Source organism: Enterobacter sp. 241F3, from assembly GCF_034106785.1.
Lineage (GTDB): Bacteria > Pseudomonadota > Gammaproteobacteria > Enterobacterales > Enterobacteriaceae > Enterobacter > Enterobacter vonholyi.
Genome location: NZ_JAWNDD010000002.1, coordinates 371,460 through 394,987, shown reverse-complemented (window position 1 = coordinate 394,987; position 23,528 = coordinate 371,460). Strand labels below are relative to the sequence as shown.

The following is a 23,528-nucleotide window of genomic DNA, read 5'->3' as shown; positions in this document are numbered from 1 at the left end:
TATAGTGAATATTATGATCCAAAATTATCAGAGCGCTGTATTTTAACGAGTTCCGTGAATATCTGCCTGCTTCCTGCATCCTTTTCTTCAAATCCGGCGGATGAACAGCGTATAATCCCGCTCCTTTTGTTTATTTTTTCTTCGGAAGCATTATGAGCGCAATTTCCCTGATCCAGCCGGATCGTGACCTCTTCTCCTGGCCCCAGTACTGGGCGGCCTGCTTTGGACCGGCGCCATTCCTGCCGATGTCCCGGGAAGAGATGGACCAACTGGGCTGGGACAGCTGCGACATCATTCTGGTCACGGGCGATGCCTATGTTGACCATCCGAGCTTCGGCATGGCCATCTGTGGCCGTATGCTTGAGGCGCAGGGCTTCCGCGTGGGGATCATCTCCCAGCCTGACTGGAACAGCAAAGACGACTTTATGCGTCTGGGTAAACCGAACCTGTTCTTCGGCGTGACTGCAGGCAACATGGACTCGATGATCAACCGCTATACCGCCGACCGTAAGCTGCGTCATGACGACGCCTACACGCCGGATAACGTGGCGGGTAAACGCCCTGACCGCGCAACCCTCGTCTATACCCAGCGCTGCAAAGAAGCCTGGAAAGACGTGCCGGTGATCCTGGGCGGCATCGAGGCGAGCCTGCGCCGTACCGCGCACTACGATTACTGGTCTAATACCGTGCGCCGCTCGGTGCTGGTGGATTCCAAAGCCGACATGCTGATTTACGGAAACGGCGAGCGTCCGCTGGTGGAAGTGGCGCACCGTCTGTCGCAGGGCGAGCCGGTGAGCAGCATCCGCGACGTGCGCAATACCGCCATCATGGTGAAAGAGGCGCTGCCGGGCTGGCGCGGAGTGGATTCCCGCATCATTGATATGCCGGGTAAAATCGACCCGATCCCACATCCGTACGGCGAAGATCTGCCGTGTGCGGATAACAAACCGGTAGAGCCAAAGAAAGCGGAAGCGAAGGCTATCGTCGTGCAGCCTCCGCGCCCGAAGCCGTGGGAAAAGACCTACGTGCTGCTGCCCTCCTATGAGAAGGTGAAAGCCGACAAGGTGCTCTACGCGCACGCGTCCCGTATTCTGCACCATGAAACCAACCCTGGCTGCGCCCGCGCGTTGATGCAGAAGCACGGCGAGCGCTTTATCTGGATCAACCCGCCGGCGATCCCGCTTTCCACCGAAGAGATGGACAGCGTTTTTGCGCTGCCGTACAAGCGCGTGCCGCACCCGGCGTACGGCAACGCCCGTATCCCGGCGTATGAGATGATCCGCTTCTCGATCAACATCATGCGCGGCTGCTTCGGCGGCTGTTCCTTCTGCTCGATTACCGAGCACGAAGGGCGCATTATTCAGAGCCGCTCTGAAGATTCGATCATCAATGAGATCGAAGCGATTCGCGACTCGGTACCTGGATTTACCGGCGTGATTTCCGACCTCGGCGGTCCAACCGCGAACATGTACATGCTGCGCTGCAAGTCGCCGCGCGCAGAGCAAACCTGTCGTCGCCTCTCCTGCGTCTATCCAAGCATTTGCGAGCACATGGACACTAACCATGAGCCGACGATCAACCTCTACCGCCGCGCGCGTGACCTGAAAGGCATCAAGAAGATCCTGATAGCCTCCGGGGTACGTTACGACATCGCCGTGGAAGATCCGCGCTACATCAAAGAGCTGGCGACGCACCACGTCGGTGGCTATCTGAAGATTGCGCCGGAGCACACCGAAGAAGGCCCGCTGTCGAAGATGATGAAGCCGGGCATGGGTAGCTACGATCGCTTTAAAGAGCTGTTCGACACCTACTCGAAGCAGGCGGGCAAAGAGCAGTATCTGATCCCGTACTTCATCTCTGCGCACCCGGGCACGCGTGATGAGGACATGGTCAACCTGGCGCTGTGGCTGAAGCAGCGCCGCTTCCGCCTGGATCAGGTGCAGAACTTCTATCCGTCACCGCTCGCCAACTCGACGACCATGTATTACACCGGCAAGAACCCGCTGAGTAAGATTGGCTACAAGAGTGAAGAGGTGGTGGTGCCTAAAGGGGATAAACAGCGTCGTCTGCACAAGGCGCTGCTGCGTTACCACGATCCGAAAAACTGGCCGCTGATCCGCCAGGCGCTGGAAGAGATGGGTAAAAAACACCTGATCGGCTCCCGCCGCGACTGCCTGGTACCGGCCCCGACGCTGGATGAGATGCGCGAAGCGCGTCGCCAGAACCGCAATACGCGCCCGGCGCTGACCAAGCACACACCGATTGTGCATCAGCGTTCGAATGGTAATTCGAGTGTTAAGAAGCCCGTGAAGCGCAAAGCGTAAATAAAAAAACCCGGCAAGCCGGGGTTTTTATGTAGAAACGCAGGCCGGGTAAGGCGAAGCCGCCACCCGGCTTTTTTACGCAATTACCCGCCAAACTGATCCGGGTCCGGCCCAAGCCGCTTGCCCTTATCCAGCTTCGCAATTTCCCCCAGCTCATCTTTGTCCAGACGGAAATCCCAGACGTCGAAGTTCTCGGCGATGCGCGATGGCGTGACCGATTTCGGGATCACCACCAGGCCGTTGTCCAGATGCCAGCGAATGACGATCTGCGCCGGGGTTTTGCCGTATTTATCCGCCAGGTCGCGAATAATTTTCTGATCGAACACGCCTTCGCCACCCTGTGCCAGCGGGCTCCAGGACTCGGTCTGGATTTTATGCGTGGCGTTCCAGGCGTGAAGCTGACGCTGCTGCAGCAGCGGGTGCAGTTCGATCTGGTTAATGACAGGCGCGACGCCCGTCTCGTCAATCAGCCGCTGCAGGTGATGAACCTGGAAGTTGCAGACGCCGATACTTTTTACCAGCCCCTCTTTCTGCAGTTCAATCATTCCTTTCCAGGCATCAACGTAATGGTCGATAGCCGGGACCGGCCAGTGCATCAGATAAAGGTCGACGAAGTCGAGCTGGAGCTTATCCAGGCTCTCCTGCAGGGCCTCGCGGGGACGTTTTTGATCGTCATTCCACAGTTTCGTGGTGATGAATAACTCACCGCGGGGGACACCGGCGCTGGCCAGTGCGGTCCCCACGCCGTCCTCGTTTTTGTACGCGGCGGCGGTGTCAATCGACCGATAGCCGACTTCAAGGGCTTTATGAATGGCGGAGACGACCTCGTCGTTACCGGCTTTCCATACACCTAGCCCCAGCTGGGGCATCACGTTGCCGTCCTGCAGCTTGATTACGGTTTGGTTTGCCATTTTTCCTCCTTCAGGTGCGCATCGCCGGAGGGAGACTCCGGCGATGGGGTGTGCATTAAGTCTGGACGAAATGTCAAAAAACGAAAGTCGGGGGGACAAAAACGCTTAGCGTGCCGCCTCGTAAATACGACGGCTGACGTCCAGCGTGATGTCGCCGTGCTCGCCCAGATGGGTCATGCCGTGCTCTTCGAGTTTCGCCAGCAGGGCAGGGATGGAGCTGCCGTCCAGCCCGTAGCCGGACAGACGCGTTGGCACGCCCAGACCTTCAAAGAAGCTGCGGGTCGCTTCGATGGCGGCATCAATGCGTGCGTCGTCAGAACCCTCGGTGATGTTCCACACGCGCTCAGCATATTGCAGCAGTTTGGCGCGTTTGGTGTCGCGTTTTTCGTTCCACAGGGCAGGCAGCACAACGGCCAGCGTCTGAGCATGATCCAGACCGTGCATCGCCGTCAGCTCGTGGCCCAGCATGTGGGTCGCCCAGTCCTGCGGCACGCCAGCGCCGATCAGGCCATTCAGCGCCTGTGTGGCGGCCCACATCACGTTGGCACGAACGTCGTAGTTTTCAGGCTCTTTCAGCGCTTTCGGACCTTCTTCAATCAGCGTCAGCAGAATGCCTTCCGCGAAGCGATCCTGAATTTTGGCATTCACCGGGTACGTGACGTACTGCTCAACGGTATGAACAAAGGCATCGACCACGCCGTTCGCCACCTGACGCGCAGGCAGGGTGTAGGTGTAAACCGGGTCCAGGATAGCGAACACAGGCTGGACGTGTTCGTTCATGAAGGCCTGCTTGTCACCGGTGGTTTTACGGGAGATCACCGCGCCCTTGTTGGATTCAGAACCGGTGGCTGGCAGGGTCAGCACGGAGCCCATCGGGATGGCGCTTTTAATGTCGCTGCCGCGGGTTTCCAGAATGTGCCACGGATCGATGCCGTCAGCGTAGTGCGCTGCCGCAGCGATGAATTTGGTGCCGTCCAGTACGGAGCCGCCGCCGACGGCCAGCAGGAAGGTGACGTTTTCTTCGCGGGCAATTTTCACCGCGTTCATCAGCGTTTCGTAGGACGGGTTTGGTTCGATACCGCCGAACTCTCGCACGTCCAGACCGTCCAGCGCGCTATAAACCTGATCCAGTACGCCGGTTTTTTTCACGCTGCCGCCACCGTAGGTGATCAGTACGCGGGCGTCAGCAGGGATCTGCGCGCGCAGGTCAGCGATAGCGTCTTTACCAAACAGAATGCGGGTTGGGGTGTGAAGATTAAAGTTGTTCATTGCTCGTTCCCTTTAGTGGGTGAAAAACCGTGGTGCGCAGAGGGCGACCTGATGCTGCACATTGTGGCCGTCCGGGGCTATCCCCTCAATGCACATTCCTGCCGATGTCTTGCCCATTTCTACAGAGCGCTGGAGAAAGCGCGGAAAACGACGCACACTGTTAGCGTCAAAAACCGTACCCGGAGTAACGCAAGATGAACCGTGAGGCTATCTGCCAGCAGCTCACTGTGCAGATTAAGAGATTGATAGATAATGAAAATCGTGCCAGCGATCTGCTGCCGGATATTCGCCTGCTCTATGGCACGCAGCCGGGGACGCGCACGCCGGTCATGTATCAGCCGGGCATCGTTTTTCTCTTCTCAGGCCATAAAATTGGCTATATCAATGAGCGCGTGTTCCGCTACGACACCAATGAATATCTTCTCCTGACGGTACCTTTACCCTTTGAATGTGAAACCTTCGCGACAGAGGCGGTTCCGCTGGCGGGGATCCGCGTCAATGTCGACATCCTCCAGCTGCAGGAGCTGCTGATGGAGATTGGCGAAGATGAACTCTTCCAGCCTTCGATGGCCTCGAGCGGGATTAACTCGGCGACGCTGTCGGAGGAGATCCTCTGCGCCATTGAGCGTCTGCTGGACGTGATGGAGAGGCCGCTGGACGCGCGTATTCTGGGCAAGCAGATCGTCCGCGAGATTCTCTACCACGTGCTGCTGGGCCCGGGCGGCGGCGCGTTACTCGCTCTGGTGAGCCGACAGACCCACTTCAGCCTGATAAGCCGCGTGCTCAAGCGTATCGAAAGCCAGTACACGGAAAACCTCAGCGTCGACCAGCTGGCGGCGGAAGCCAATATGAGCGTTTCGGCGTTTCACCATAACTTTAAGTCGGTGACCAGCACCTCTCCGCTGCAGTACCTCAAAACCTACCGGCTGCATAAGGCGCGGATGTTGATGATCCACGACGGCATGAAGGCCAGCGCGGCGGCGATGCGGGTGGGTTACGAAAGCGCGTCGCAGTTCAGTCGGGAGTTTAAGCGCTATTTCGGCGTTACGCCGGGAGAAGATGCGTCACGCATCCGAACCATGCAGGGAGCTTAGGCTTTTTCCCCTCTCCCCTATGGGGAGAGGGTCAGGGTAAGGGGATCACGCGCTGCAGTACTTCTTCTTAATCACCACCGCGATGGTTCCCACCAGACCCGCCACCAGCAGGAACATCGGCAGCACCATCAGGAAGGTCATCACCTGATCTTCGTGGTGTTTCACAAAAGGGATCATATTCAGCGCATAGCCAAGCGTGGTGACTACACCCACCCACAGCAGGGCGCTCAGCCAGTTGAAGAACTGGAAGCGGCGGTTCGACAGACCGGAAATGCCCGCCATCGTCGGCAGAAGGGTGCGAACAAACGCCAGGAAACGCCCCGCCAGCAGTGCCAGCAGGCCGTGACGATCGAACATGCAGGTCGCACGCTGATGATATTTATGCGGTAACTGCGCCAGCCAGCCTTTTACGACGCGGGTATTCCCGAGCCAGCGGCCCTGAAGATAGCTCAACCAGCAGCCCAGGCTGGCTGCGGAGGTGAGAATAACCATCGTTGGCGTGAAGTCCATGACGCCTTTCCCGATTAACGCCCCGGCAAGTAAAAGCAGGCTATCACCGGGTAAAAACGAGGCTGGCAGTAATCCATTTTCCAGAAACAGAGTTGCGAACATCACGAGGTAAACGATACCGACGACGTGAGGATCCGCCAGCGCGGCAAAGTCGTGTTGCCAGAGCGCCGCGATAATATCTTGAATAACAGCCATGGACTTTCCTGTGGAACAGCAGATATAGCGCTATTGTACTCCCTTATTCGCCCGTCGGGTTTGATCCCGGGCGCAACTCATGCAGACTTTTCTGCTTGCGGTGTCCACAAAAGCGTCCAGAGAGTACATTTTCAGCCAGCACTCTACACGATACGCTCGAACCCTGCTGCTAAATCGGCAATCAGATCGTCAACATTTTCTAAACCGATATGCAGTCGTATCAGGGTACCGCTGAAGTCTACTTCACCCCCGGGGCGAAGGGCCGCGATCTGTTCCGGCTGGTTAGCCAGGATCAGGGATTCAAAACCGCCCCAGGAGTAGGCCATGCTGAAAAGGGTAAAATTATCCAGATAGCTCGCCAGCTCGTCGTTATTCAGCCGCTTTTTCAGTACGAATGAGAACAACCCGCTGCTGCCCGTAAAGTCACGTTGCCAGAACTCATGGCCTTTACTACCCGGTAACGCGGGATGATTCACTCGCTCAACCAGCGGATGCTGCGCCAGCCATTCGGCGACCTTCAGGCTGCTTTCATGGTGCTGACGCAGACGAACGCCCAGCGTGCGGATACCGCGGCTGGTCATGTAGGCCGTATCGGCATCCACCATCTGGCCCATCAGGTAGGCATTTTCACGCAGCTGATCCCAGCAGCGCGCGTTGGAGACCGCAGTACCAATCATACCGTCAGAGTGGCCTATCAGGTATTTCGTTGCCGCCTGAATCGAAATATCAATGTCGAATTCCAGCGCTTTGAACAGCACGCCTGCAGCCCAGGTGTTGTCGATCATAACGATCGCCTCTGGCGCTTTGCTGCGTACGGCCTTCACGATAGCCGGCACGTCGTGAACTTCCATGGTGAGCGATCCCGGAGATTCCAGGAACACAATGCGCGTGTTTGGCTGAATAAGTTCGGCAATGCCTTCACCAATCAGCGGGTCGAACCAGCCGGTCGTTACCCCGAGCTTGCTGAGGATTTTGGTGCAGAAGTCCTGGCTGGGTTCATAGGCGGTGTTGGTCATCAGGATATGGTCGCCCTGTTCCACAAACGCCAGAATGGTGTTGGCGACCGCCGCCGCCCCGCACGGGAATAGCGCACAGCCCGCGCCGCCTTCCAGCTCGCACATCGCTTCCTGCAGAGAAAAATGGGTTAGCGTGCCGCGACGGCCATAAAACAGCCCGCCTTTCGCGCGGTTACGCGTGGCGATTTTTTTCTCCTCAACGGTGTCAAACACCAGCGAGGAGGCTCGTTGAATCACGCTGTTGACCGATCCCTGAGTATATTTTTTGCTGCGTCCTGCCTGTACCAGCGTGGTATCAAGATGCTTCTTTGTCATGTTCGCTAACCCTGTTTTTATACGTCTGGACGTCCAGACTACCACGATTGGAAAAAACTGCACCCCGAGGCTTATCGAATAAGCAGAAAATATTAGCAAAAAACCGCATAAGAAATTTTTACTGCGTAAGCGCAAGGAAAGTGAGCGAAAATTACGGCACCATGCAAATACTAATGAGAACTACTATCAATTCGACGACGTTTTGATATTATTACGCTCAGATTTTGTGATTTGCGTCCTGGAGATACAGAGTGGGTAATAATTTGATGCAGACGGATCTCTCCGTTTGGGGCATGTATCAGCATGCTGACATCGTGGTTAAGATTGTGATGATCGGCCTGATTCTGGCGTCCGTTGTCACCTGGGCTATCTTCTTCAGCAAAAGTGCCGAGTTGCTTTCGCAGAAGCGTCGCCTGAAGCGGGAACAGCAGCAGCTGGCTGAAGCCCGCTCTCTGGATCAGGCTTCAGATATGACCTCATCTTTCCACGCGAAAAGCCTGACTACCCTGCTCGTGAATGAAGCGCAGAACGAGCTGGAACTCTCCGCTGGCAGTGAAGATAACGAAGGCATCAAAGAGCGTACCGGTTTCCGCCTGGAGCGTCGCGTTGCGGCCGTTGGCAGACACATGGGGCGCGGCAATGGTTATCTGGCTACCATCGGCGCGATCTCACCGTTCATCGGTCTTTTCGGCACGGTCTGGGGCATTATGAACAGCTTTATCGGTATCGCGCAGACCCAAACTACCAACCTGGCGGTCGTGGCGCCGGGTATCGCAGAAGCGCTGCTGGCGACTGCAATCGGTCTGGTTGCCGCTATCCCGGCGGTGGTCATCTATAATATCTTCGCGCGTATGATTGGCAGCTATAAAGCGACTCTCGGAGACGTTGCCGCGCAGGTTCTGCTGCTGCAAAGTCGCGATCTCGATCTGAATGCCAGCTCGGTTAAGCCGGTGCATGCGGCGTCTAAACTGCGCGCAGGTTAATAGTATGGCGATGCGTCTAAACGAAAATCTGGACGATAACGGCGAAATGCATGAAATCAACGTGACGCCGTTTATCGACGTCATGCTGGTTCTGCTGATTATCTTCATGGTAGCTGCACCGCTGGCGACGGTGGATGTGAAGGTGAATCTGCCGGCATCTTCCAGCCAGCCCCAGCCGCGCCCGGAGAAGCCTGTTTACCTGTCAGTGAAAGCGGATAAATCCATGTTCCTCGGGAACGACCCGGTGACGGCCGACTCAGTCATCCCGGCGCTGGAGCAGCTTACGGGCGGAAAGAAAGACACTACGGTCTTCTTCCGTGCGGATAAAACCGTTGATTATGAAACCATGATGAAGGTAATGGACACGCTGCATCAGGCGGGTTACCTGAAGATTGGACTGGTCGGCGAAGAAAAGGCGGCCTCGAAGTGATAAAGAAGCTGGCGAAAGCCGGCTTTTTTTATGCCTGTCGGTTTATGCGCTTTTGTTATTCGTTGGTGCGGCAGAAGGATTTGCCAGCGCGTCCTCATCAAGCGCAACGCAGGTGACGTTTGAGGTACGGTACTCCCCGTCTGACAGCTTGCGCGTCAGACGCAGGGTGGCGATTTCTCTGGCGAGCAGATACTGATAATTGGCCTCGAGGCGCCCCAGAAGCTTCTCTTTCAGCTCTGGCCGCTGTTCAATGATGGCATTCATCACGGCACCGTAAATTTCTTCTTTGACCTGCAGCGGATAAATTTCACGGCGATTCTGCCATTTAAGCCGCACCAGCGTCGCCGGGATCGATACCAGGTCTTGTGTAATGCGCGTCATCTCGTCATTTTTTGTGTTTCGTAGCGCGTCGAGATTTTGCTTTAAGATAAATTCATCACTTTTTTTATCATCTAAAGTCAAATAAACGTCGTTATTTTTAACTTCTTTCACGTTAATCTTCCCCCAGGCTATAAAAAATTGGGTTGTTTTTTTCGCGCGTAATTAAATTAAGCCAAATTTCATTGCCCGCTTCATTAATTTCTTCGGTTTTCTCGGCTATTATTTGACTTAGTTTCTGGGCATCTATTTCTCCCTCGGCCTGCAGGTCATTCAGCAGGTGGACAAAGGCTTCAATTTTTATAGCGCGAAATAAGCGGTCTTTTATATGACGATCGTGCTCTTCCAGCAACATATTTCGCGATTTGCCAGTTCGGGAAACACCAATTAATATATCGGGCTCGAAATCAGAGAGCTTTCTTTTCCCCTGAGTGAAACTGGCCTCTTTTTCTGCTTCCGTCGGTTGCTGTTCCACAGGCGTAATGTGGTACTTAGCCGGGACGAGATAGTCGGGCAGCATTTTTAATTTCCTTTAATTTCAACAGGGTGGGGTTGGTAAAGGCGTGAGATTCGTTGACAATATCATGAGGCAAATTTAAAATCAAAAAAAATGGAGCCTACCCATGAACAGCATCTTTTTTACGGTCATCACATTACTATTATTGACCGCTGGTGTGCTTTTATTGATGCAGGAGTTCAATAAAACGAAAGTGTCGAAAGACGCCAGTGAGCCCCCACAACCTGAACTGATGACAAAAGAGGAAGGTGAAGACCATTTCTCTGTATTGATGAACTCCGTTACGCCTGTCTGGTACTGGCGGGTGAACCACGAATATATCGACTTTTTACATGCGACAATTAAGCGCATGAAAATGTCGGAAATTAATGACACGCCCGGACTGTTTGAGGCGCAGCGTCGCTGTAGCGATCTGAATTCAGCAGTCTATAAATATTATGACAATATCAAAAAGCGCTGTCTTAACGGAGAAAAGGTATCTTATTCCGATCTGGACGTATTGAATTTGCGGCAGTGTTTTCGCGAGTTCAGTCTGGAAGCCTATCCTGAACTGGTGGCGCTTGTCTGGCCGGAGTACGCACGTCCGGAGGTTAATCCAGACAACGTCTGAGTGACGTACCGTTGAGTTATTGCAAACAGTCAGCGCCGTTGAGATATACTGGGCGCTGGTTTCTTTTGCAAACAGGACTCTATGGAACGCTTTTTTGAAAATGCCATGTACGCCTCTCGCTGGATACTGGCCCCCGTCTATTTTGGCCTTTCGCTGGCGCTTATCGCGCTGACGATTAAGTTCTTTCAGGAAATCCTGCACGTTCTGCCGAATATCTTTTCCATTGCCGAAGCGGATTTGATTCTGGTTCTGCTCTCGCTGGTGGATATGACCCTGGTGGGTGGGCTGCTGGTGATGGTGATGTTCTCCGGCTACGAGAATTTCGTCTCCCAGCTTGATATCGACGAGCGTAAAGAGAAGCTCAGCTGGCTGGGCAAAATGGATGCCTCGTCGCTGAAGAATAAAGTGGCCGCGTCGATTGTGGCGATCTCTTCTATCCACCTGCTACGCGTATTTATGGACGCGAAGAACGTGCCGGATAACAAACTGATGTGGTACGTCATCATCCACCTGACGTTTGTGTTGTCTGCGTTTGTGATGGGGTATCTGGATAAGATCAGTAAGAAGTAAAGTACGCCTTACCCCTCATCCTAACCCTCTCCCCAAAGGGGAGAGGGGGACTGCTCGGTGCGGCATTATTTATCAGACGACGCCTGCCACAGATTCAACTCCCCATCCGCAACATGCTGGTCAATCCGCTTGAGTTCGTCCTCCGTAAAGCGCAGGTTTTCCAGCGCCTGTACATTCTCTTCCAGCTGTTCCGGGCGGCTTGCGCCAATCAGCACGGACGTCACGCGCGCATCTTTCAGCAGCCAGCTCAACGCCATCTGCGCCATGGTTTGTCCGCGCGCCTGCGCCATCTCATTCAGCAGGCGAAGGCTGCTCAGGTTGGCGTCGGTGAGCATCTTTTGCGTCAGGCCGCGCACTTTATTCCCTTCGCGCTGCATGCGTGATCCTTCAGGGATACCGTTCAGGTATTTCCCGGTCAGCAGCCCCTGCGCCAGCGGGGTGAAGGCAATACAGCCCGTACCGTTTGCTTCCAGCGCATCCAGCAAGCCGGTCTTATCGACCCAGCGGTTAAGCAGGTTATAGGACGGCTGATGGATCAGCAGGGGGATCTTCCACTCGCGCAGCAGCTCGGCCATTTTTTGTGTGCGATCTGTCGAGTAGGAGGAAATCCCCACATACAGCGCTTTTCCGCTCTGCACGGCATGGGCCAGCGCGGATGCCGTCTCTTCCATCGGGGTGTTTTCATCCACGCGGTGGGAGTAGAAAATATCGACGTACTCGATGCCCAGACGCTTCAGGCTCTGGTCGAGGCTGGCGAGCAGATATTTGCGTGAACCGCCGGAACCGTAAGGCCCAGGCCACATGTCATAACCCGCCTTGGTGGAGATAACCAGTTCGTCGCGGTATGCGGCAAAATCTTCCCGCAGCAGGCGGCCGAAATTCTCTTCCGCGCTACCCGGCGGTGGTCCGTAGTTATTGGCAAGATCGAAATGAGTGATGCCGAGGTTGAAGGCTTTTCGCAGCAGCGCGCGTTGGGCATCAAGAGGCTGGACGTGGCCGAAGCTATGCCACAGTCCCAGCGACAGCGCGGGCAGGCGCAGGCCACTTTTGCCGCAATAACGGTATTGCATATTCTCATAGCGGCCGGGGTAAGGGTGCCAGGACATGATGTCTCCTTTCTTATTGATGAAATTTTCGAAACAACGTTTTCATCCTGAACTTATCACATCACAAATTACATCACTAAGCTCGGGCCTGATGGTTAACAACTGCTGTGTGACCAGTGAAGCCACGCTAATTAAAAATGATCACAAAACGTTATAATTTCCCTCTTTCCTGCCGATAACGAGAGTAGTACTCGCCTCTGGGCGAACTCACCCTCACGGCAAGGAAGACTTATGAATATGCTCCGTAATTTCACGATCCGCTTCGTCATGCTGACGATTCTCGGGATCTTTTGTTTAATGTGGGCGGGTGTTGGCTTGTACAGCACCTGGTCCCTTTCTCGCGTTTCAGATGGCAACGAAGTCGATCGCCAGCTGGTTAAACAGATGACGGTACTCAGCCAGGGTAACGATCAATATTTCCGCTTTGTGACCCGTCTGAGCCGCGCAATGGAAGTCAAAGCCGCAGGCGGCACGCCGGATCTGTCCTCTGCCCAACAGGCGCTGGATAACATGGGCAAGAAACTGGCCGAGATGAAGGCGATCTCCCCAGGCCCGATGGATGAGCAGATCTCTTCCAGGGTGATCGGCTCCTGGCAGGCGCTGCTTGAACAGGGCGTAACGCCGCAAATGCAGCAGGCGAAGCAGGGGGCTCTGGAGGGATATCGCCAGCAGGCCAACAACGTCACACCGCCGCTGAGCCGCGCGTTTGGTGCGGCCGCTGAGGAGTTCAATAATGCCGCCGCGAAGTCGCTCGACAGCACCCGCGTGGTGGTGGACGGCCTGACAAGCATGACCCGCACGGTGATTATCGTTGCCACGATTATCGGCCTGCTGATCCTGCTCTTCACCGACCGTTACCTGGTGGCGATGCTGGTCAAACCGCTGGATCGCATTCGCCAGCAGTTCCGCCAGATTGCCCAGGGCGACCTCAGCCAGCCCATTGAGCCGTTCGGCCGCAACTGCGTGGGCCAGCTGGTGCCGCTGCTGAGCGCCATGCAGGACAGCCTGCGCGAAGCGGTCAGCACGATCCGCTCCGGCAGTGAAAATATCTGGCGCGGCGCGACGGAAATCTCCAGCGGTAACAACGATCTCTCTTCCCGTACCGAAGAGCAGGCGGCTGCGCTGGAAGAGACGGCAGCCAGCATGGAACAGCTGACCGCCACGGTGAAACTAAATGCGGAAAGCGCGCGTCAGGCCAGCCAGCTGGCCGATGTGGCCTCAACTACCGCCAGCCGCGGCGGTTCGCTGGTGGAAGAAGTGGTGACCACCATGAGCGGTATTTCGGAAAGCTCGAAGAAAATCGCTGAAATCACTAACGTTATCAACAGTATTGCCTTCCAGACCAATATTCTGGCGCTCAATGCGGCGGTTGAAGCGGCGCGCGCGGGTGAACAGGGGCGTGGTTTCGCGGTAGTGGCAGGAGAAGTTCGCAACCTGGCAAGCCGCAGCGCCAACGCGGCAAAAGAGATTGAAGGGCTGATTACCGACTCCGTGTCCCGCGTAGAGCAGGGGGCGAAGCTGGTGGGCGACACCGGCACCACCATGGATGCGATTCTGCGGGACGTGACGGAAGTGACGACCATTATGAAGCAAATCGCTTCCGCCTCTGAGGAGCAAAGCAAGGGCATTTCGCAGGTCGGGATTGCCATTACCCAGATGGACGGCGTTACCCAGCAAAACGCCTCGCTGGTTGAAGAAGTTTCCGCGGCGGCGGCGGCGCTGGAGCGTCAGACCGAAGAGCTTCAGCGCTCGGTGCAAAAGTTCCGCCTGACGGCATAACGCAACGTTTCAAGGCCGCCGGATGCGGCCTTGTATTATTAACGCCTTCCCCATTCAGCTCGCGTTGAAACTGCTATTCTTTTGCTAACCCCCCTGACGTTCTGGGCTCTCTTCTGTGAGGTGTTGCTATGAACAGATCGTTATCTGTCATTCCTGTCCTTTCTTTCATTCTTCTGATGCTGTTCTCGGTTTCTGCCAGTGCGACCCAGCAGGCGCAGGAGCGGCGCGTGGCGCGTGATGTCAGGCAGGAAACCCGCGACGCGTCACGGCAGGTGAAGCAGACCTGCGTGGCGAACAATAACCAGAGTAATCACGACTGCCGCCAGGATAAACGTCAGATGAAACAGGCCGGACGGCAAAAAGCGCGGGATATTAAGTATTAATGTGGTAATGAAAAATATTAGGAATGAGACACGGACAATAAGCGGAAAGCGTCATCGGGGATGTGATTAATACCGGGCAAACGCAGCGCTGCCCGGCTGTATGTATCAGTGCGTCGCCTCACCAATCAGCGCACCCGTGCCCGCACCAACGGCTGCACCTTTCAGCACGCTCTTGCCGGTCACCGCCGCGGCACCTGCGCCCACGGCAGCACCTACCGCACCGCCTTTACGCGCGGCTTTACCTTTGCCGCCGTTTTTGAACATAGCACCCGTGCCTGCGCCAACAACGGCGCCGCCAACGGTCGATTTCAGATCTTTGCCAGTGGCCGCGCCAATCGCCGCGCCTGCTACCGCGCCAGCTGCAGTTTTATCGATGGCCATTCCCGAGGTGGAGAAAATGAGGGCGCTGATAACCAGCGTTGTTTTAATAAGTTTCATAACAGATCCTTTGTGACTGCTGTCGGTTGATACGTCATTTCTCACTCTCTGACGCGAGAAAAACGTCCAGATAGTGCCAGCAATACCGGTTCAACCTTTAAGCTAATCATGCCCTGGGCAAGGATCTCAGCTGCCGGGCGGGGATCCGCCCGGCGGAACATTACGCCTGACGCTTATCTTCCGTATTGGTCTCGAAGTCGCTCGCCGCATGGCGCTCGTGGAGCTGCTCGTTCAGCTCGCCGCTGGTGCGGTTAACGATACGTCCGCGCTTAACGGCATGCCGATTCGCCACGTCTTTCGCCCAGCGCTGGACGTTGGTGTACTTCTCTGCATCCAGGAACTCGGCGGCGTTGTACACGCTGCCCAGCGCCACGCAGCCGAACCATGGCCAGATTGCCATATCCGCGATGGTGTACTCCTCACCCGCCACGTAGCGACCACGCGCCAGCTGTTTATCCAGCACGTCGAACAGGCGTTTGGCTTCCATGGTAAAGCGGTCAATTGCGTACTCAATTTTTACCGGCGCGTAGTTGTAGAAGTGGCCAAAACCGCCGCCGAGGAACGGCGCCGCGCCCTGCAGCCAGAACAGCCAGTTCAGCGTTTCGGTGCGCCCCGCCGGATCTTTCGGCAGGAAGTGGCCGAATTTCTCTGCCAGGTAGAGCAGGATATTGCCGGATTCAAATACGCGGGTTGGCGGGTTCGTGGAGTGGTCACGCAGCGCCGGTATTTTCGAGTTCGGGTTCACCTCAACGAAGCCGCTGGAGAACTGATCGCCCTCGCCGATGCGGATCAACCACGCGTCGTACTCCGCGCCCGTCACGCCCAGCGCCAGCAGCTCTTCGAGCATGATCGTCACTTTCTGGCCGTTCGGTGTCCCGAGAGAGTAAAGCTGCAGCGGGTGGGAGCCCACGGGCAGATCTTTCTCATGCGTTGCGCCGGAAATCGGACGGTTAATGTTGGCGAACGCGCCGCCGTTGTTCTTTTTCCATTCCCACACTTTGGGTGGCTGATACGTGTTGTCTGACATGTTGGCCTGCCTTTTGAGTGATGTGTTGAGGCAGTGTAGCAGGAGATTTGTGAACCGTTTAACGTTGTGAGCGCAAGCAATTAACCGCTATTCCTTCTGCTGCTTATATATATCAAATCCGGCATAAGCTTAATCGAAAATCGCATTTTCATAATTAATGCGTAAAACGATAAAGCTGAATATGATGCTTCAACATAAATAAAAGATGCAGTTATAAACACTTTATTAGGCAAGGAGTTAGTGAGATGCGCAAGCTTCTGTTATCGGCAGTGGTCGTTTCGCTCGCGTTATGCCTGGCGGGCTGTGATGATGCGAAAAATAAAGAGACAAATACGGCCGCGGCGTCAAAAAGCGACGCGCCAAAAGCGGGCGGTTCGCTGATTATCGGTATTACCTCCGGCGACCCGTTAGCCGTTAATCCACTCTATGCCAGCGACCGCACAACGTTAACCATCATGCAGGCGTTGTATGCCCCGCTTTACAGCTTTAATAACGGCAAGATTGAGTGGGGCCTGGCGGAAAGCCTCACGCCCTCCGCCGACAACCTGAGCTACACCCTGACGTTAAAACCCAACCTGAAATGGCAGGACGGCCAGCCGCTGACGGCGGACGACGTGGTCTTCACCTTCAATAAGCTGCTGGATGCCAAACAGCACAGCTTCTTCCGCAGCATGTTTACCTGGGGCGGCAAGCCTGTTGAGGTAAGCAAGGTTGACGACCGCACCGTTAAGTTCACCTTACCGCAGGTTAGCGCGGCCTTTACCGGCACCCTGGTACAGATTTACCCGATCCCGCAGCACGTGTTCGCCGGTGAAGGCGACCTGGAAAAGAGCAGCAAAAACGATGCGCCGGTCGGCTCCGGGCCGTTCAAATTTAAAGAGTACCGCGCCGGGCAGTATTACGCCCTGACCCGTTTTGACGATTACTGGAACGGCAAAGCGAAGCTTGATTCAGTCACCTACCGTTTCGCCAAAGACAGTAACGCCGCCAACCTGGCGCTGCAAAACGGTGAAATCAACCTCAAGATGGTTGACCCGCAGGACGTGAACCGCCTGAAAAATACCGGTAAGTTTGACTTCGTGGTCTATCCGGAAGGCCGTCTGGCCTATATGACGTTCAACCAGAACGTGCCGGTAATGAAGAGCAAAGAATTGCGTCAGGCCATTGCTTACGCCATCAACAAAGACGAGCTGACCCAGACCGCCTTTACCTCGCTGGACTACGCCAAACCGGCGACGTCCTTCCTCACGCCCGATACGCTTTACAAGACGGATGACGTCGAGCAGTACAAATTCGACCTGCAAAAAGCTAAAGAGCTGCTTAAAGCGTCCGGCGCGCCGGACAACCTCAAGCTGCGCCTGGCGTATGTGAATACCAACAAAACCCAGGAGAGCATGGCGCTCTACATTCAGCAGGCGCTGAAGGGGATTGGGGTGAACGTGGAGCTGATGCCGCTGGACTCCAACGCGATGTCCCAGCGCAGCCTCGATATGAACAACACCGCGTGGGAGCTGAATCTGGGCGGCTACATCATGGGCTCAGAGCCGGACGGCTATAAATCGCTGTTCATGAGCAACGAGGCCTATAACTACGCGCATTACAAAAATCCGCAGTTTGATGCCCTGTGGGATAAAGGCGCCGTGGAAACCGACGCCGCAAAACGTGCCGATATCTACAAGCAAATTCAGCAGACCGTGGCGAACGACATGACGTACTACCCAATCGCCTATACCAATGCGACCGTCGCGGTGGACAAGCGTTTTGGCGGTACCGAGGAAGCGGAGCCGAAACCGGTCTATCTGTTCCAGGATCTGTCAAAAATCTATCAGAAATAAGCGATTGCCCCGGCCGTCAGGTCGGGGCTTTTGAAAGGGCACGTCGTGAACACACTTCTCACGCGTCGGCTGCTGCAGCTGCTGCCGATGCTGTTCTTTATTTCGCTGGTGGCGTTTTTGCTGGTCAAACTGGCGCCCGGCGATCCGGTGGCGGCGTACATTACGCCGCGTATGGCTCCGGAAGATATCGAACGTATTCGCCAGAGCCTGGGGCTGGATAAGCCGCTGGTGACGCAGTACGTCCTGTGGCTAAAAAATGTCCTGCAGGGCGATCTCGGCTATTCGCTGATTTACCACCGCCCGGTGCTGGAGATGATCGGCGAACGCATTCCGGCCACGCTGGGGCTGATGGGCGCGTCGCTGCTGCTGGCGATCGTGCTGGCGATCCCGCTGGGCCTGCTGGCGGGGGCATTCAAGCATCGCTGGCTGGATCACCTGCTTAACCTGTTCGCCTATATCGGCATTTCGGTGCCGATTTTCTGGTTCGGCATCTTGCTCATTACGGTCTTTGCCGTGCAGCTTAGTTGGTTCCCCAGCATGGGAATGCGCACCATCGGCATGGAAGATAACGCGCTGGACGTGCTGCGTCACGGCGTACTGCCTTGTATTGCCCTCACGTTCTACAACCTCTCCAGCTACGTGCGCTACATCCGCTCCAACACCATCTCGCAGCTCTCGGCCGACTACGTGCAAACCCAGCTTGCCTACGGCGCCACGCGTTCCAGCATTCTGTTTAGGCACGTGCTGAAAAACGTGCTGCTGCCAGTGATCACCCTGTTTGGGCTGTCGTTCGGTGAGCTGATTGTGGGGGCCTACGTGACGGAAAGCGTCTTCTCCTGGCCGGGGATGGGGCTGCTCGGGATCCAGTCGATCGCCTCGCTGGACTACCCGCTGATCATGGCGATCATCATGCTCTCGTCGATGATGCTGATCGTCGGTAACCTGATCGCCGATCTGCTTTATCGCTTCGCCGATCCACGCATTCGTACGCTGAGGTAACCCGGATGAGCAGACGCTGGCAGCAGGTTCGTCACCAGCTGCGCCGCAACCGTCCGGCGCAGTTCTCCCTGTTTGTGCTTTTTATTTTCATTGTCGCCGCGCTCTGTGCGGGGTTAAGTCCGTACGATCCGGATCGGATGGCGCTCGGCGCACGCACGTTACCGCCGGATGCCGCACACTGGTTCGGCACCGACGAGTACGGACGCGACTACTTCACCCGCGCGCTTTATGGCGGCCAGATCTCCCTGATGGTCGGTTTTCTCGCCATGCTCTTTTCCACGCTTATCGGCACGGTGGTGGGCACGGTGAGCGGCTATTTTGGCGGCTGGCTGGATAACCTGATGATGCGCGCCGTGGATATCCTGATGGCCATTCCGGCCTTCTTCCTGCTGCTGGTGGTGAATGCTTACCTCAAGCCGGGCGTGGATAACATCATTCTGATCATCAGCCTGCTGACGTGGATGAACATGTCGCGGCTGGTGCGCGCAGAAACCCTGTCGGTGAAAGAGCGCGAGTACGTGCTTTATGCCCGCGCATCGGGGGAAAACCCGCTGCGTATTATCGTGCGCCACATTATTCCCGGCGTGCTGCCGACCATTATCGTGGCCGCCACGCTCAATATCGCCTCGGCCATTCTGATGGAGTCGACGCTCAGCTTCTTAGGGCTGGGTGTGCAGGCGCCGGCGGCGTCGTGGGGAAGCATGCTCAACAACGCCCAGTCTTATATTGGCGAAGCGTCGTGGCTGGCGATGTTCCCCGGCATCCTGATCCTGCTGACGGTGTTCAGCTTTAACGTGCTCGGCGATGTCTTCCGTACCGCCTTTGAGCCAGGAGCGAATCGCGATGAGTAGCTTATTAGCGCTTGATAACCTGCAAACTACTTTCCGCACCCGCGAGGGTGAAGTTCACGCGGTGCGCGGCGTAAGCTTTCAGGTGCAGCCGGGAGAACTTGTCGGCATTGTTGGCGAGTCGGGCTGCGGAAAAAGCGTCACCTGTAAGTCGATTATCCAGCTTCTGGGGAGCAACGGACGGATCACCGGCGGCAGCATTCGCTTCCAGAATGACGATCTGGCGCAGAAAACCCCTGCGCAGATGCGCGCTATTCGCGGCAACGAGATCGCGATGATTTTTCAGGATCCGATGACCGCCCTGAACCCGGTGCTCACTATCGGCAAGCAGATGTCTGAGATCCTGGTGCGAAATAAAAAGCTGTCGAAAAAAGCGGCCAAAGCGGTGGCGATCGCCATGCTGGAACAGGTGGGGATTGCCGAGGCGGAACGGCGATACGACCAGTATCCTCACGAGTTCAGCGGTGGGATGCGCCAGCGGGTGATGATCGCCATTGCGCTCTCCTGCAACCCGAAGCTGCTTATTGCCGATGAGCCGACCACCGCGCTGGACGTCACCATTCAGGCGCAGATCCTGCGTTTGCTGAAAAGCCTGCAGCAGCAGACCCAAACCGCGATTCTGCTGATCACCCACGATCTCGGCGTGGTGGCGCAGGTCTGCAGCCGCGTAGTGGTGATGTACGGCGGGCTGGTGATGGAGGAGGGCAGCGTAGAGGACATCTTTTATCGCCCCGCGCATCCTTACACCCAGGGGCTGCTGGCCTCGCTGCCGCGCCCGGATGAGGTCAATCAGCGTCTATCGCCGATCGAAGGTTCGCCGCCCGGCCTGCTTAACCCGCCGCCGGGCTGCCCGTTCGCCGAACGCTGCCCAAAACGCATGCCCCAGTGTGAACGGCAGCCCGCATTTTACACCGCCGGAGAGGGCCACCGCGCCGCCTGCTGGCTATGGGCCGATAAGGAGACTCATGCATGAGTGAACAACAGGCACCATTAGTGAGCGTGCGCGATCTGCGCAAGCACTATCAGCTTAACGGCGGTCTGCTGCGTAAAGGCGCGGCCGTGAAGGCGGTTGATGGCGTGAGCTTTGATATCCAGCCCGGCGAGACGTTTGGCCTGGTGGGGGAGTCCGGCTGCGGGAAATCGACGCTCGGACGCGCCATTCTGCGCCTTTTCGATATTACCGCGGGCGAGATCCACTTCGCCGGGCAGGCGATTGCCCACGCCCGCGAAAAAGAACTCAAGCCGCTGCGCAAGCGGATGCAGGCGATTTTTCAGGATCCTTACTCCTCGCTCAACCCAGGCATGACGGTGCGACAGCTGGTGGCCGAGCCGATGCAGATCCACGGCTACAGCCGTGAAGAACAGCGGGAACGGACGGAAACGCTGCTCTACAAAGTGGGGCTGAAGCAGGAACACCTTGAACGGTTCCCGCATGAGTTCAGCGGCGGGCAGCGTCAGCGCATCAGTATTGCCCGCGCGCTGTCCGTGCGTCCCGAATTTGTGCTGTGCGATGAGCCGCTCTCGGCGCTGGACGTTTCGGTGCAGGCGCAGGTGGTGAATATTCTGCAGGACCTGCAGCAGGAGCTGGGGCTAACCTATCTGTTCATCGCCCACGATCTCTCCATGGTGCGCCATATCTCCAGCCGCATTGGGGTGATGTATCTCGGTAAGCTGGTGGAGGTGGCCCCGGCGAATGAGCTGTATCAGCGTCCGGCGCACCCTTATACCCGCGCGCTGCTGGCGGCGGTTCCCCAGCCCGACCCGCGGATTCGCAACCTTGAAGACGCGACCCTGCGCGGTGAAATGCCCGGCCCTACGTCCGCGCTGCCGGGCTGTAAGTTTTGCAGCCGATGCCCGTACGCCATGCCGGTTTGCCAGACGCAGAAGCCTGCGATGCAGGAGATCGCGCCAGGGCATTTCGCGGCGTGCTGGCTGTTTAACATGTAGTTAATGCGCCGCGCAGGTGTATGATAAATGTCCCTCTGTCAGGTTAATTACAACGTGCAGACGACGACAACCCATAAAAAATTGCCGCCTGCCTGTTTTAGGTTGGATACATGCGTAAAGGAACGTTAAGCAGTGATGCGCCCTTCGGGACATTGTTAGGCTATGCGCCCGGTGGCGTGGCGATTTACTCTTCAAATTACGGCAGTCTGGACCCGCGCAACTACCCGCAAGACGCGGATTTTCGCAGCTACATTGGCAATGAATACATGGGCCACAAGTGGCAGTGCGTTGAGTTTGCCCGCCGTTTCCTGTTTCTCAACTATGGCTTCGTGTTTACCGACGTCGGCATGGCGTGGGAAATCTTCTCCCTGCGCTTTTTGCGTCAGGTGGTGAACGATAACATCCTGCCCCTTCAGGCTTTTGCCAATGGCTCAAAACGCGCGCCGCGGGCCGGGGCACTGCTGATCTGGCAAAAGGGCGGCGAGTTTCACGAAACCGGCCACGTGGCGGTGATCACCCAGCTTCTGGACGATAAGGTGCGTATCGCCGAGCAGAACGTGATTCACTCCCCTCTGCCGCTCGGGCAGCAGTGGACGCGCGAGCTGCGTCTGAGCGTGGAAAACGGGTGTTATACAATCCATGACACCTTCAACGACACGGAGATCCTCGGCTGGATGATCCAGACCGACGACACAGAACACAGCATTCCGCAGCCGGAAATCGACGGCGAACTGCTGAAAATCAGCGGCGCGCGGCTGAAAAACACACGTCAGTTCGACGGCAAGTGGCTCAACGAAAATGACGCGTTGCAGCAGGCGTATGTTCGCGCCAACGGTCACGTGATCAACAAAGATCCCTGCCAGTACTTCACCATTACCGAAAGCGCCGAACAGGAGCTGATCAAAGCCACCAACGAGCTGCACCTGATGTATCTGCACGCCACGGACAAGGTGCTGAGAGACGACAGCCTGCTGGCGCTTTTCGATATACCGAAAATCCTCTGGCCGCGCCTGCGCCTCTCCTGGCAGTGGCGTCGTCACCATATGATCACCGGTCGTATGGATTTCTGCATGGATGAGCGCGGCATCAAGGTCTACGAGTACAACGCCGACTCCGCCTCCTGCCATACCGAGGGAGGGCTTATCCTTGAGGAGTGGGTGAAAAATGGCTATCGCGGCAACGGGCATAACCCGGCAGAAGGCCTGCTGGAAGAGCTAACCGGCGCCTGGAAGCACAGCCACGCCCGGCCATTCGTCCACATCATGCAGGACAACGATGTCGAAGAGGACTATCACGCGCTCTTTATTCAGCGTTCGCTGATGCAAGCCGGGTTCGAGACCAAAATCCTCCACGGGCTGGGGGCGCTCAGCTGGGATGCCGCCGGACAGTTGATTGACGACGAAGGTCGCCACGTCAACTGCGTGTGGAAGACCTGGGCGTGGGAAACGGCGATTGAGCAGATCCGTGAGGTCAGCGAAACCGAATATGCCGCCGTGCCGATCCGCACCGGACATCCTGAAGGCGAAGTGCGCCTGATTGACGTCCTGCTGCGCCCGGAGGTGCTGGTCTTTGAACCGCTGTGGACCGTCATTCCCGGCAACAAGGCGATTCTTCCGGTGCTGTGGCAACTGTTCCCGAATCATCGTTACCTGCTCGACACCGATTTTGAGGTCAACGATCTGCTGAAGCAGACCGGATACGCCGCCAAGCCGATTGCCGGACGCTGCGGCAGCAATATCGACCTGATTAGCGCCCAGGACGAACTGCTGGATAAATCCAGCGGCAAGTTTGTCGACCGTAAAAACATCTACCAGCAACTGTGGTGCCTGCCAAACGTCGACGGCAAGTACATTCAGGTCTGTACCTTTACCGTGGGCGGGAACTACGGTGGGACCTGTCTGCGCGGCGATGACTCGCTGGTGGTGAAGAAAGAGAGCGATATTGAGCCGCTGATTGTGGTGAAGGACTCGCTATAAAATCCCCCCGCAGGGTTGAGGGTTGCCTACAAAATAATGCCTGCACGGACGGCCCCTCTCCCTTGAGG

At 56.4% G+C, this 23,528-nt stretch carries 23 protein-coding genes; 14 read left to right on the top strand and 9 right to left on the bottom strand.

Annotation, left to right across the window (positions count from 1 at the left end):
* Positions 1 to 152: 152 nt before the first annotated feature.
* Positions 153 to 2,324 carry a YgiQ family radical SAM protein gene (locus UR504_RS09145; protein WP_302237503.1) on the top strand — a complete coding sequence of 724 codons (2,172 nt, stop codon included), beginning with the start codon at positions 153 to 155 and terminating at the stop codon, positions 2,322 to 2,324.
* Between the two features lie 83 nt (positions 2,325 to 2,407).
* Here UR504_RS09145 and dkgA read toward each other — a convergent pair whose 3' ends face one another.
* Together dkgA and yqhD are read right to left on the bottom strand one after the other, a co-directional pair.
* Positions 2,408 to 3,235: a 2,5-didehydrogluconate reductase DkgA gene (gene dkgA / locus UR504_RS09140; protein WP_115876281.1), complete on the bottom strand. Its 828-nt coding sequence runs from the start codon at positions 3,233 to 3,235 to the stop codon at positions 2,408 to 2,410.
* A gap of 105 nt (positions 3,236 to 3,340) precedes the next feature.
* Positions 3,341 to 4,504 carry an alcohol dehydrogenase gene (gene yqhD, locus UR504_RS09135; protein WP_115876280.1) on the bottom strand — a complete coding sequence of 388 codons (1,164 nt, stop codon included), beginning with the start codon at positions 4,502 to 4,504 and terminating at the stop codon, positions 3,341 to 3,343.
* Between the two features lie 194 nt (positions 4,505 to 4,698).
* Here yqhD and UR504_RS09130 point away from each other — a divergent pair, with 194 nt between their 5' ends.
* Entirely contained in the window at positions 4,699 to 5,598 is a 900-nt protein-coding gene (locus UR504_RS09130; RefSeq protein ID WP_115876279.1) for an AraC family transcriptional regulator, read from the top strand.
* A gap of 45 nt (positions 5,599 to 5,643) precedes the next feature.
* Here UR504_RS09130 and yghB read toward each other — a convergent pair whose 3' ends face one another.
* Positions 5,644 to 6,303, bottom strand: a complete 660-nt coding sequence (gene yghB / locus UR504_RS09125; RefSeq protein ID WP_023309176.1) for a DedA family general envelope maintenance protein YghB — start codon at positions 6,301 to 6,303, stop codon at positions 5,644 to 5,646.
* 143 nt (positions 6,304 to 6,446) lie between these two features.
* Complete coding sequence (gene metC, locus UR504_RS09120; RefSeq protein ID WP_274240841.1) at positions 6,447 to 7,634, bottom strand: cystathionine beta-lyase; 1,188 nt, start codon at positions 7,632 to 7,634, stop codon at positions 6,447 to 6,449.
* Between the two features lie 251 nt (positions 7,635 to 7,885).
* Here metC and exbB point away from each other — a divergent pair, with 251 nt between their 5' ends.
* Together exbB and exbD are read left to right on the top strand one after the other, a co-directional pair.
* A complete protein-coding gene (gene exbB, locus UR504_RS09115) occupies positions 7,886 to 8,617 on the top strand; it encodes a tol-pal system-associated acyl-CoA thioesterase (protein ID WP_023333405.1) in 732 nt (243 codons plus the stop codon).
* Between the two features lie 4 nt (positions 8,618 to 8,621).
* Positions 8,622 to 9,047 carry a TonB system transport protein ExbD gene (gene exbD, locus UR504_RS09110; RefSeq protein ID WP_023333404.1) on the top strand — a complete coding sequence of 142 codons (426 nt, stop codon included), beginning with the start codon at positions 8,622 to 8,624 and terminating at the stop codon, positions 9,045 to 9,047.
* Between the two features lie 42 nt (positions 9,048 to 9,089).
* Here exbD and UR504_RS09105 read toward each other — a convergent pair whose 3' ends face one another.
* Both UR504_RS09105 and UR504_RS09100 read right to left on the bottom strand, forming a co-directional pair.
* Positions 9,090 to 9,539 (bottom strand): cytoplasmic protein, encoded by a 450-nt coding sequence (locus UR504_RS09105; protein WP_143345546.1) that lies wholly within the window; start codon positions 9,537 to 9,539, stop codon positions 9,090 to 9,092.
* Between the two features lies 1 nt (position 9,540).
* Positions 9,541 to 9,945 carry a hypothetical protein gene (locus tag UR504_RS09100; RefSeq protein ID WP_032659974.1) on the bottom strand — a complete coding sequence of 135 codons (405 nt, stop codon included), beginning with the start codon at positions 9,943 to 9,945 and terminating at the stop codon, positions 9,541 to 9,543.
* A 103-nt stretch (positions 9,946 to 10,048) separates the two neighbouring features.
* On the opposite strand from UR504_RS09100, the gene UR504_RS09095 reads away from it, so the two are divergent.
* Positions 10,049 to 10,552: an ESA_00282 family adhesion-associated protein gene (locus UR504_RS09095; RefSeq protein WP_111963268.1), complete on the top strand. Its 504-nt coding sequence runs from the start codon at positions 10,049 to 10,051 to the stop codon at positions 10,550 to 10,552.
* 81 nt (positions 10,553 to 10,633) lie between these two features.
* The gene (locus UR504_RS09090; RefSeq protein ID WP_008499805.1) at positions 10,634 to 11,122 is read left to right on the top strand and encodes a TIGR00645 family protein; all 489 of its coding nucleotides are present in this window, start codon (positions 10,634 to 10,636) and stop codon (positions 11,120 to 11,122) included.
* A 65-nt stretch (positions 11,123 to 11,187) separates the two neighbouring features.
* Here UR504_RS09090 and UR504_RS09085 read toward each other — a convergent pair whose 3' ends face one another.
* Positions 11,188 to 12,228, bottom strand: a complete 1,041-nt coding sequence (locus UR504_RS09085) for an aldo/keto reductase (RefSeq protein ID WP_302237486.1) — start codon at positions 12,226 to 12,228, stop codon at positions 11,188 to 11,190.
* A gap of 231 nt (positions 12,229 to 12,459) precedes the next feature.
* On the opposite strand from UR504_RS09085, the gene UR504_RS09080 reads away from it, so the two are divergent.
* Both UR504_RS09080 and UR504_RS09075 read left to right on the top strand, forming a co-directional pair.
* A complete protein-coding gene (locus UR504_RS09080; protein WP_115876272.1) occupies positions 12,460 to 14,007 on the top strand; it encodes a methyl-accepting chemotaxis protein in 1,548 nt (515 codons plus the stop codon).
* Between the two features lie 128 nt (positions 14,008 to 14,135).
* Positions 14,136 to 14,390 (top strand): hypothetical protein, encoded by a 255-nt coding sequence (locus tag UR504_RS09075; protein WP_133295140.1) that lies wholly within the window; start codon positions 14,136 to 14,138, stop codon positions 14,388 to 14,390.
* A gap of 105 nt (positions 14,391 to 14,495) precedes the next feature.
* Here the strand turns inward: UR504_RS09075 and UR504_RS09070 are convergent, their stop codons facing one another.
* Both UR504_RS09070 and yghU read right to left on the bottom strand, forming a co-directional pair.
* Positions 14,496 to 14,828 (bottom strand): hypothetical protein, encoded by a 333-nt coding sequence (locus UR504_RS09070; RefSeq protein WP_029740720.1) that lies wholly within the window; start codon positions 14,826 to 14,828, stop codon positions 14,496 to 14,498.
* Between the two features lie 160 nt (positions 14,829 to 14,988).
* Positions 14,989 to 15,855, bottom strand: a complete 867-nt coding sequence (yghU, locus tag UR504_RS09065; protein ID WP_115876270.1) for a glutathione-dependent disulfide-bond oxidoreductase — start codon at positions 15,853 to 15,855, stop codon at positions 14,989 to 14,991.
* A 245-nt stretch (positions 15,856 to 16,100) separates the two neighbouring features.
* On the opposite strand from yghU, the gene UR504_RS09060 reads away from it, so the two are divergent.
* The 6 genes from UR504_RS09060 to gss all read left to right on the top strand — a co-directional run bounded on the left by UR504_RS09060 (position 16,101) and on the right by gss (position 23,460).
* Complete coding sequence (locus UR504_RS09060) at positions 16,101 to 17,690, top strand: ABC transporter substrate-binding protein (RefSeq protein WP_320739635.1); 1,590 nt, start codon at positions 16,101 to 16,103, stop codon at positions 17,688 to 17,690.
* Between the two features lie 45 nt (positions 17,691 to 17,735).
* Positions 17,736 to 18,689, top strand: coding sequence for an ABC transporter permease (locus tag UR504_RS09055; protein WP_149367632.1), 954 nt, complete (start codon positions 17,736 to 17,738; stop codon positions 18,687 to 18,689).
* A 5-nt stretch (positions 18,690 to 18,694) separates the two neighbouring features.
* The gene (locus UR504_RS09050) at positions 18,695 to 19,540 is read left to right on the top strand and encodes an ABC transporter permease (protein ID WP_115876267.1); all 846 of its coding nucleotides are present in this window, start codon (positions 18,695 to 18,697) and stop codon (positions 19,538 to 19,540) included.
* Positions 19,533 to 20,510, top strand: coding sequence for an ABC transporter ATP-binding protein (locus tag UR504_RS09045; protein WP_320739634.1), 978 nt, complete (start codon positions 19,533 to 19,535; stop codon positions 20,508 to 20,510). Before UR504_RS09050 ends, UR504_RS09045 begins: the two co-directional genes overlap by 8 nt.
* The gene (locus UR504_RS09040; protein WP_320739633.1) at positions 20,507 to 21,484 is read left to right on the top strand and encodes an ABC transporter ATP-binding protein; all 978 of its coding nucleotides are present in this window, start codon (positions 20,507 to 20,509) and stop codon (positions 21,482 to 21,484) included. Before UR504_RS09045 ends, UR504_RS09040 begins: the two co-directional genes overlap by 4 nt.
* 110 nt (positions 21,485 to 21,594) lie before the next feature.
* Entirely contained in the window at positions 21,595 to 23,460 is a 1,866-nt protein-coding gene (gss, locus tag UR504_RS09035; protein ID WP_320739632.1) for a bifunctional glutathionylspermidine amidase/synthase, read from the top strand.
* Positions 23,461 to 23,528: the final 68 nt, after the last annotated feature.

Coding starts and splice junctions, on each gene's coding strand:
- UR504_RS09075 (WP_133295140.1), top strand. CDS start 14,136: ATGAACAGATCGTTATCTGTCATTCCTGTCCTTTCTTTCATTCTTCTG.
- exbD (WP_023333404.1), top strand. CDS start 8,622: ATGGCGATGCGTCTAAACGAAAATCTGGACGATAACGGCGAAATGCAT.
- yghU (WP_115876270.1), bottom strand. CDS start 15,855: ATGTCAGACAACACGTATCAGCCACCCAAAGTGTGGGAATGGAAAAAG.
- UR504_RS09095 (WP_111963268.1), top strand. CDS start 10,049: ATGAACAGCATCTTTTTTACGGTCATCACATTACTATTATTGACCGCT.
- UR504_RS09080 (WP_115876272.1), top strand. CDS start 12,460: ATGAATATGCTCCGTAATTTCACGATCCGCTTCGTCATGCTGACGATT.
- UR504_RS09070 (WP_029740720.1), bottom strand. CDS start 14,828: ATGAAACTTATTAAAACAACGCTGGTTATCAGCGCCCTCATTTTCTCC.
- UR504_RS09060 (WP_320739635.1), top strand. CDS start 16,101: ATGCGCAAGCTTCTGTTATCGGCAGTGGTCGTTTCGCTCGCGTTATGC.
- yqhD (WP_115876280.1), bottom strand. CDS start 4,504: ATGAACAACTTTAATCTTCACACCCCAACCCGCATTCTGTTTGGTAAA.
- UR504_RS09085 (WP_302237486.1), bottom strand. CDS start 12,228: ATGTCCTGGCACCCTTACCCCGGCCGCTATGAGAATATGCAATACCGT.
- metC (WP_274240841.1), bottom strand. CDS start 7,634: ATGACAAAGAAGCATCTTGATACCACGCTGGTACAGGCAGGACGCAGC.
- gss (WP_320739632.1), top strand. CDS start 21,595: ATGCGTAAAGGAACGTTAAGCAGTGATGCGCCCTTCGGGACATTGTTA.
- UR504_RS09100 (WP_032659974.1), bottom strand. CDS start 9,945: ATGCTGCCCGACTATCTCGTCCCGGCTAAGTACCACATTACGCCTGTG.
- UR504_RS09045 (WP_320739634.1), top strand. CDS start 19,533: ATGAGTAGCTTATTAGCGCTTGATAACCTGCAAACTACTTTCCGCACC.
- UR504_RS09090 (WP_008499805.1), top strand. CDS start 10,634: ATGGAACGCTTTTTTGAAAATGCCATGTACGCCTCTCGCTGGATACTG.
- yghB (WP_023309176.1), bottom strand. CDS start 6,303: ATGGCTGTTATTCAAGATATTATCGCGGCGCTCTGGCAACACGACTTT.
- UR504_RS09130 (WP_115876279.1), top strand. CDS start 4,699: ATGAACCGTGAGGCTATCTGCCAGCAGCTCACTGTGCAGATTAAGAGA.
- dkgA (WP_115876281.1), bottom strand. CDS start 3,235: ATGGCAAACCAAACCGTAATCAAGCTGCAGGACGGCAACGTGATGCCC.
- UR504_RS09145 (WP_302237503.1), top strand. CDS start 153: ATGAGCGCAATTTCCCTGATCCAGCCGGATCGTGACCTCTTCTCCTGG.
- UR504_RS09040 (WP_320739633.1), top strand. CDS start 20,507: ATGAGTGAACAACAGGCACCATTAGTGAGCGTGCGCGATCTGCGCAAG.
- UR504_RS09050 (WP_115876267.1), top strand. CDS start 18,695: ATGAGCAGACGCTGGCAGCAGGTTCGTCACCAGCTGCGCCGCAACCGT.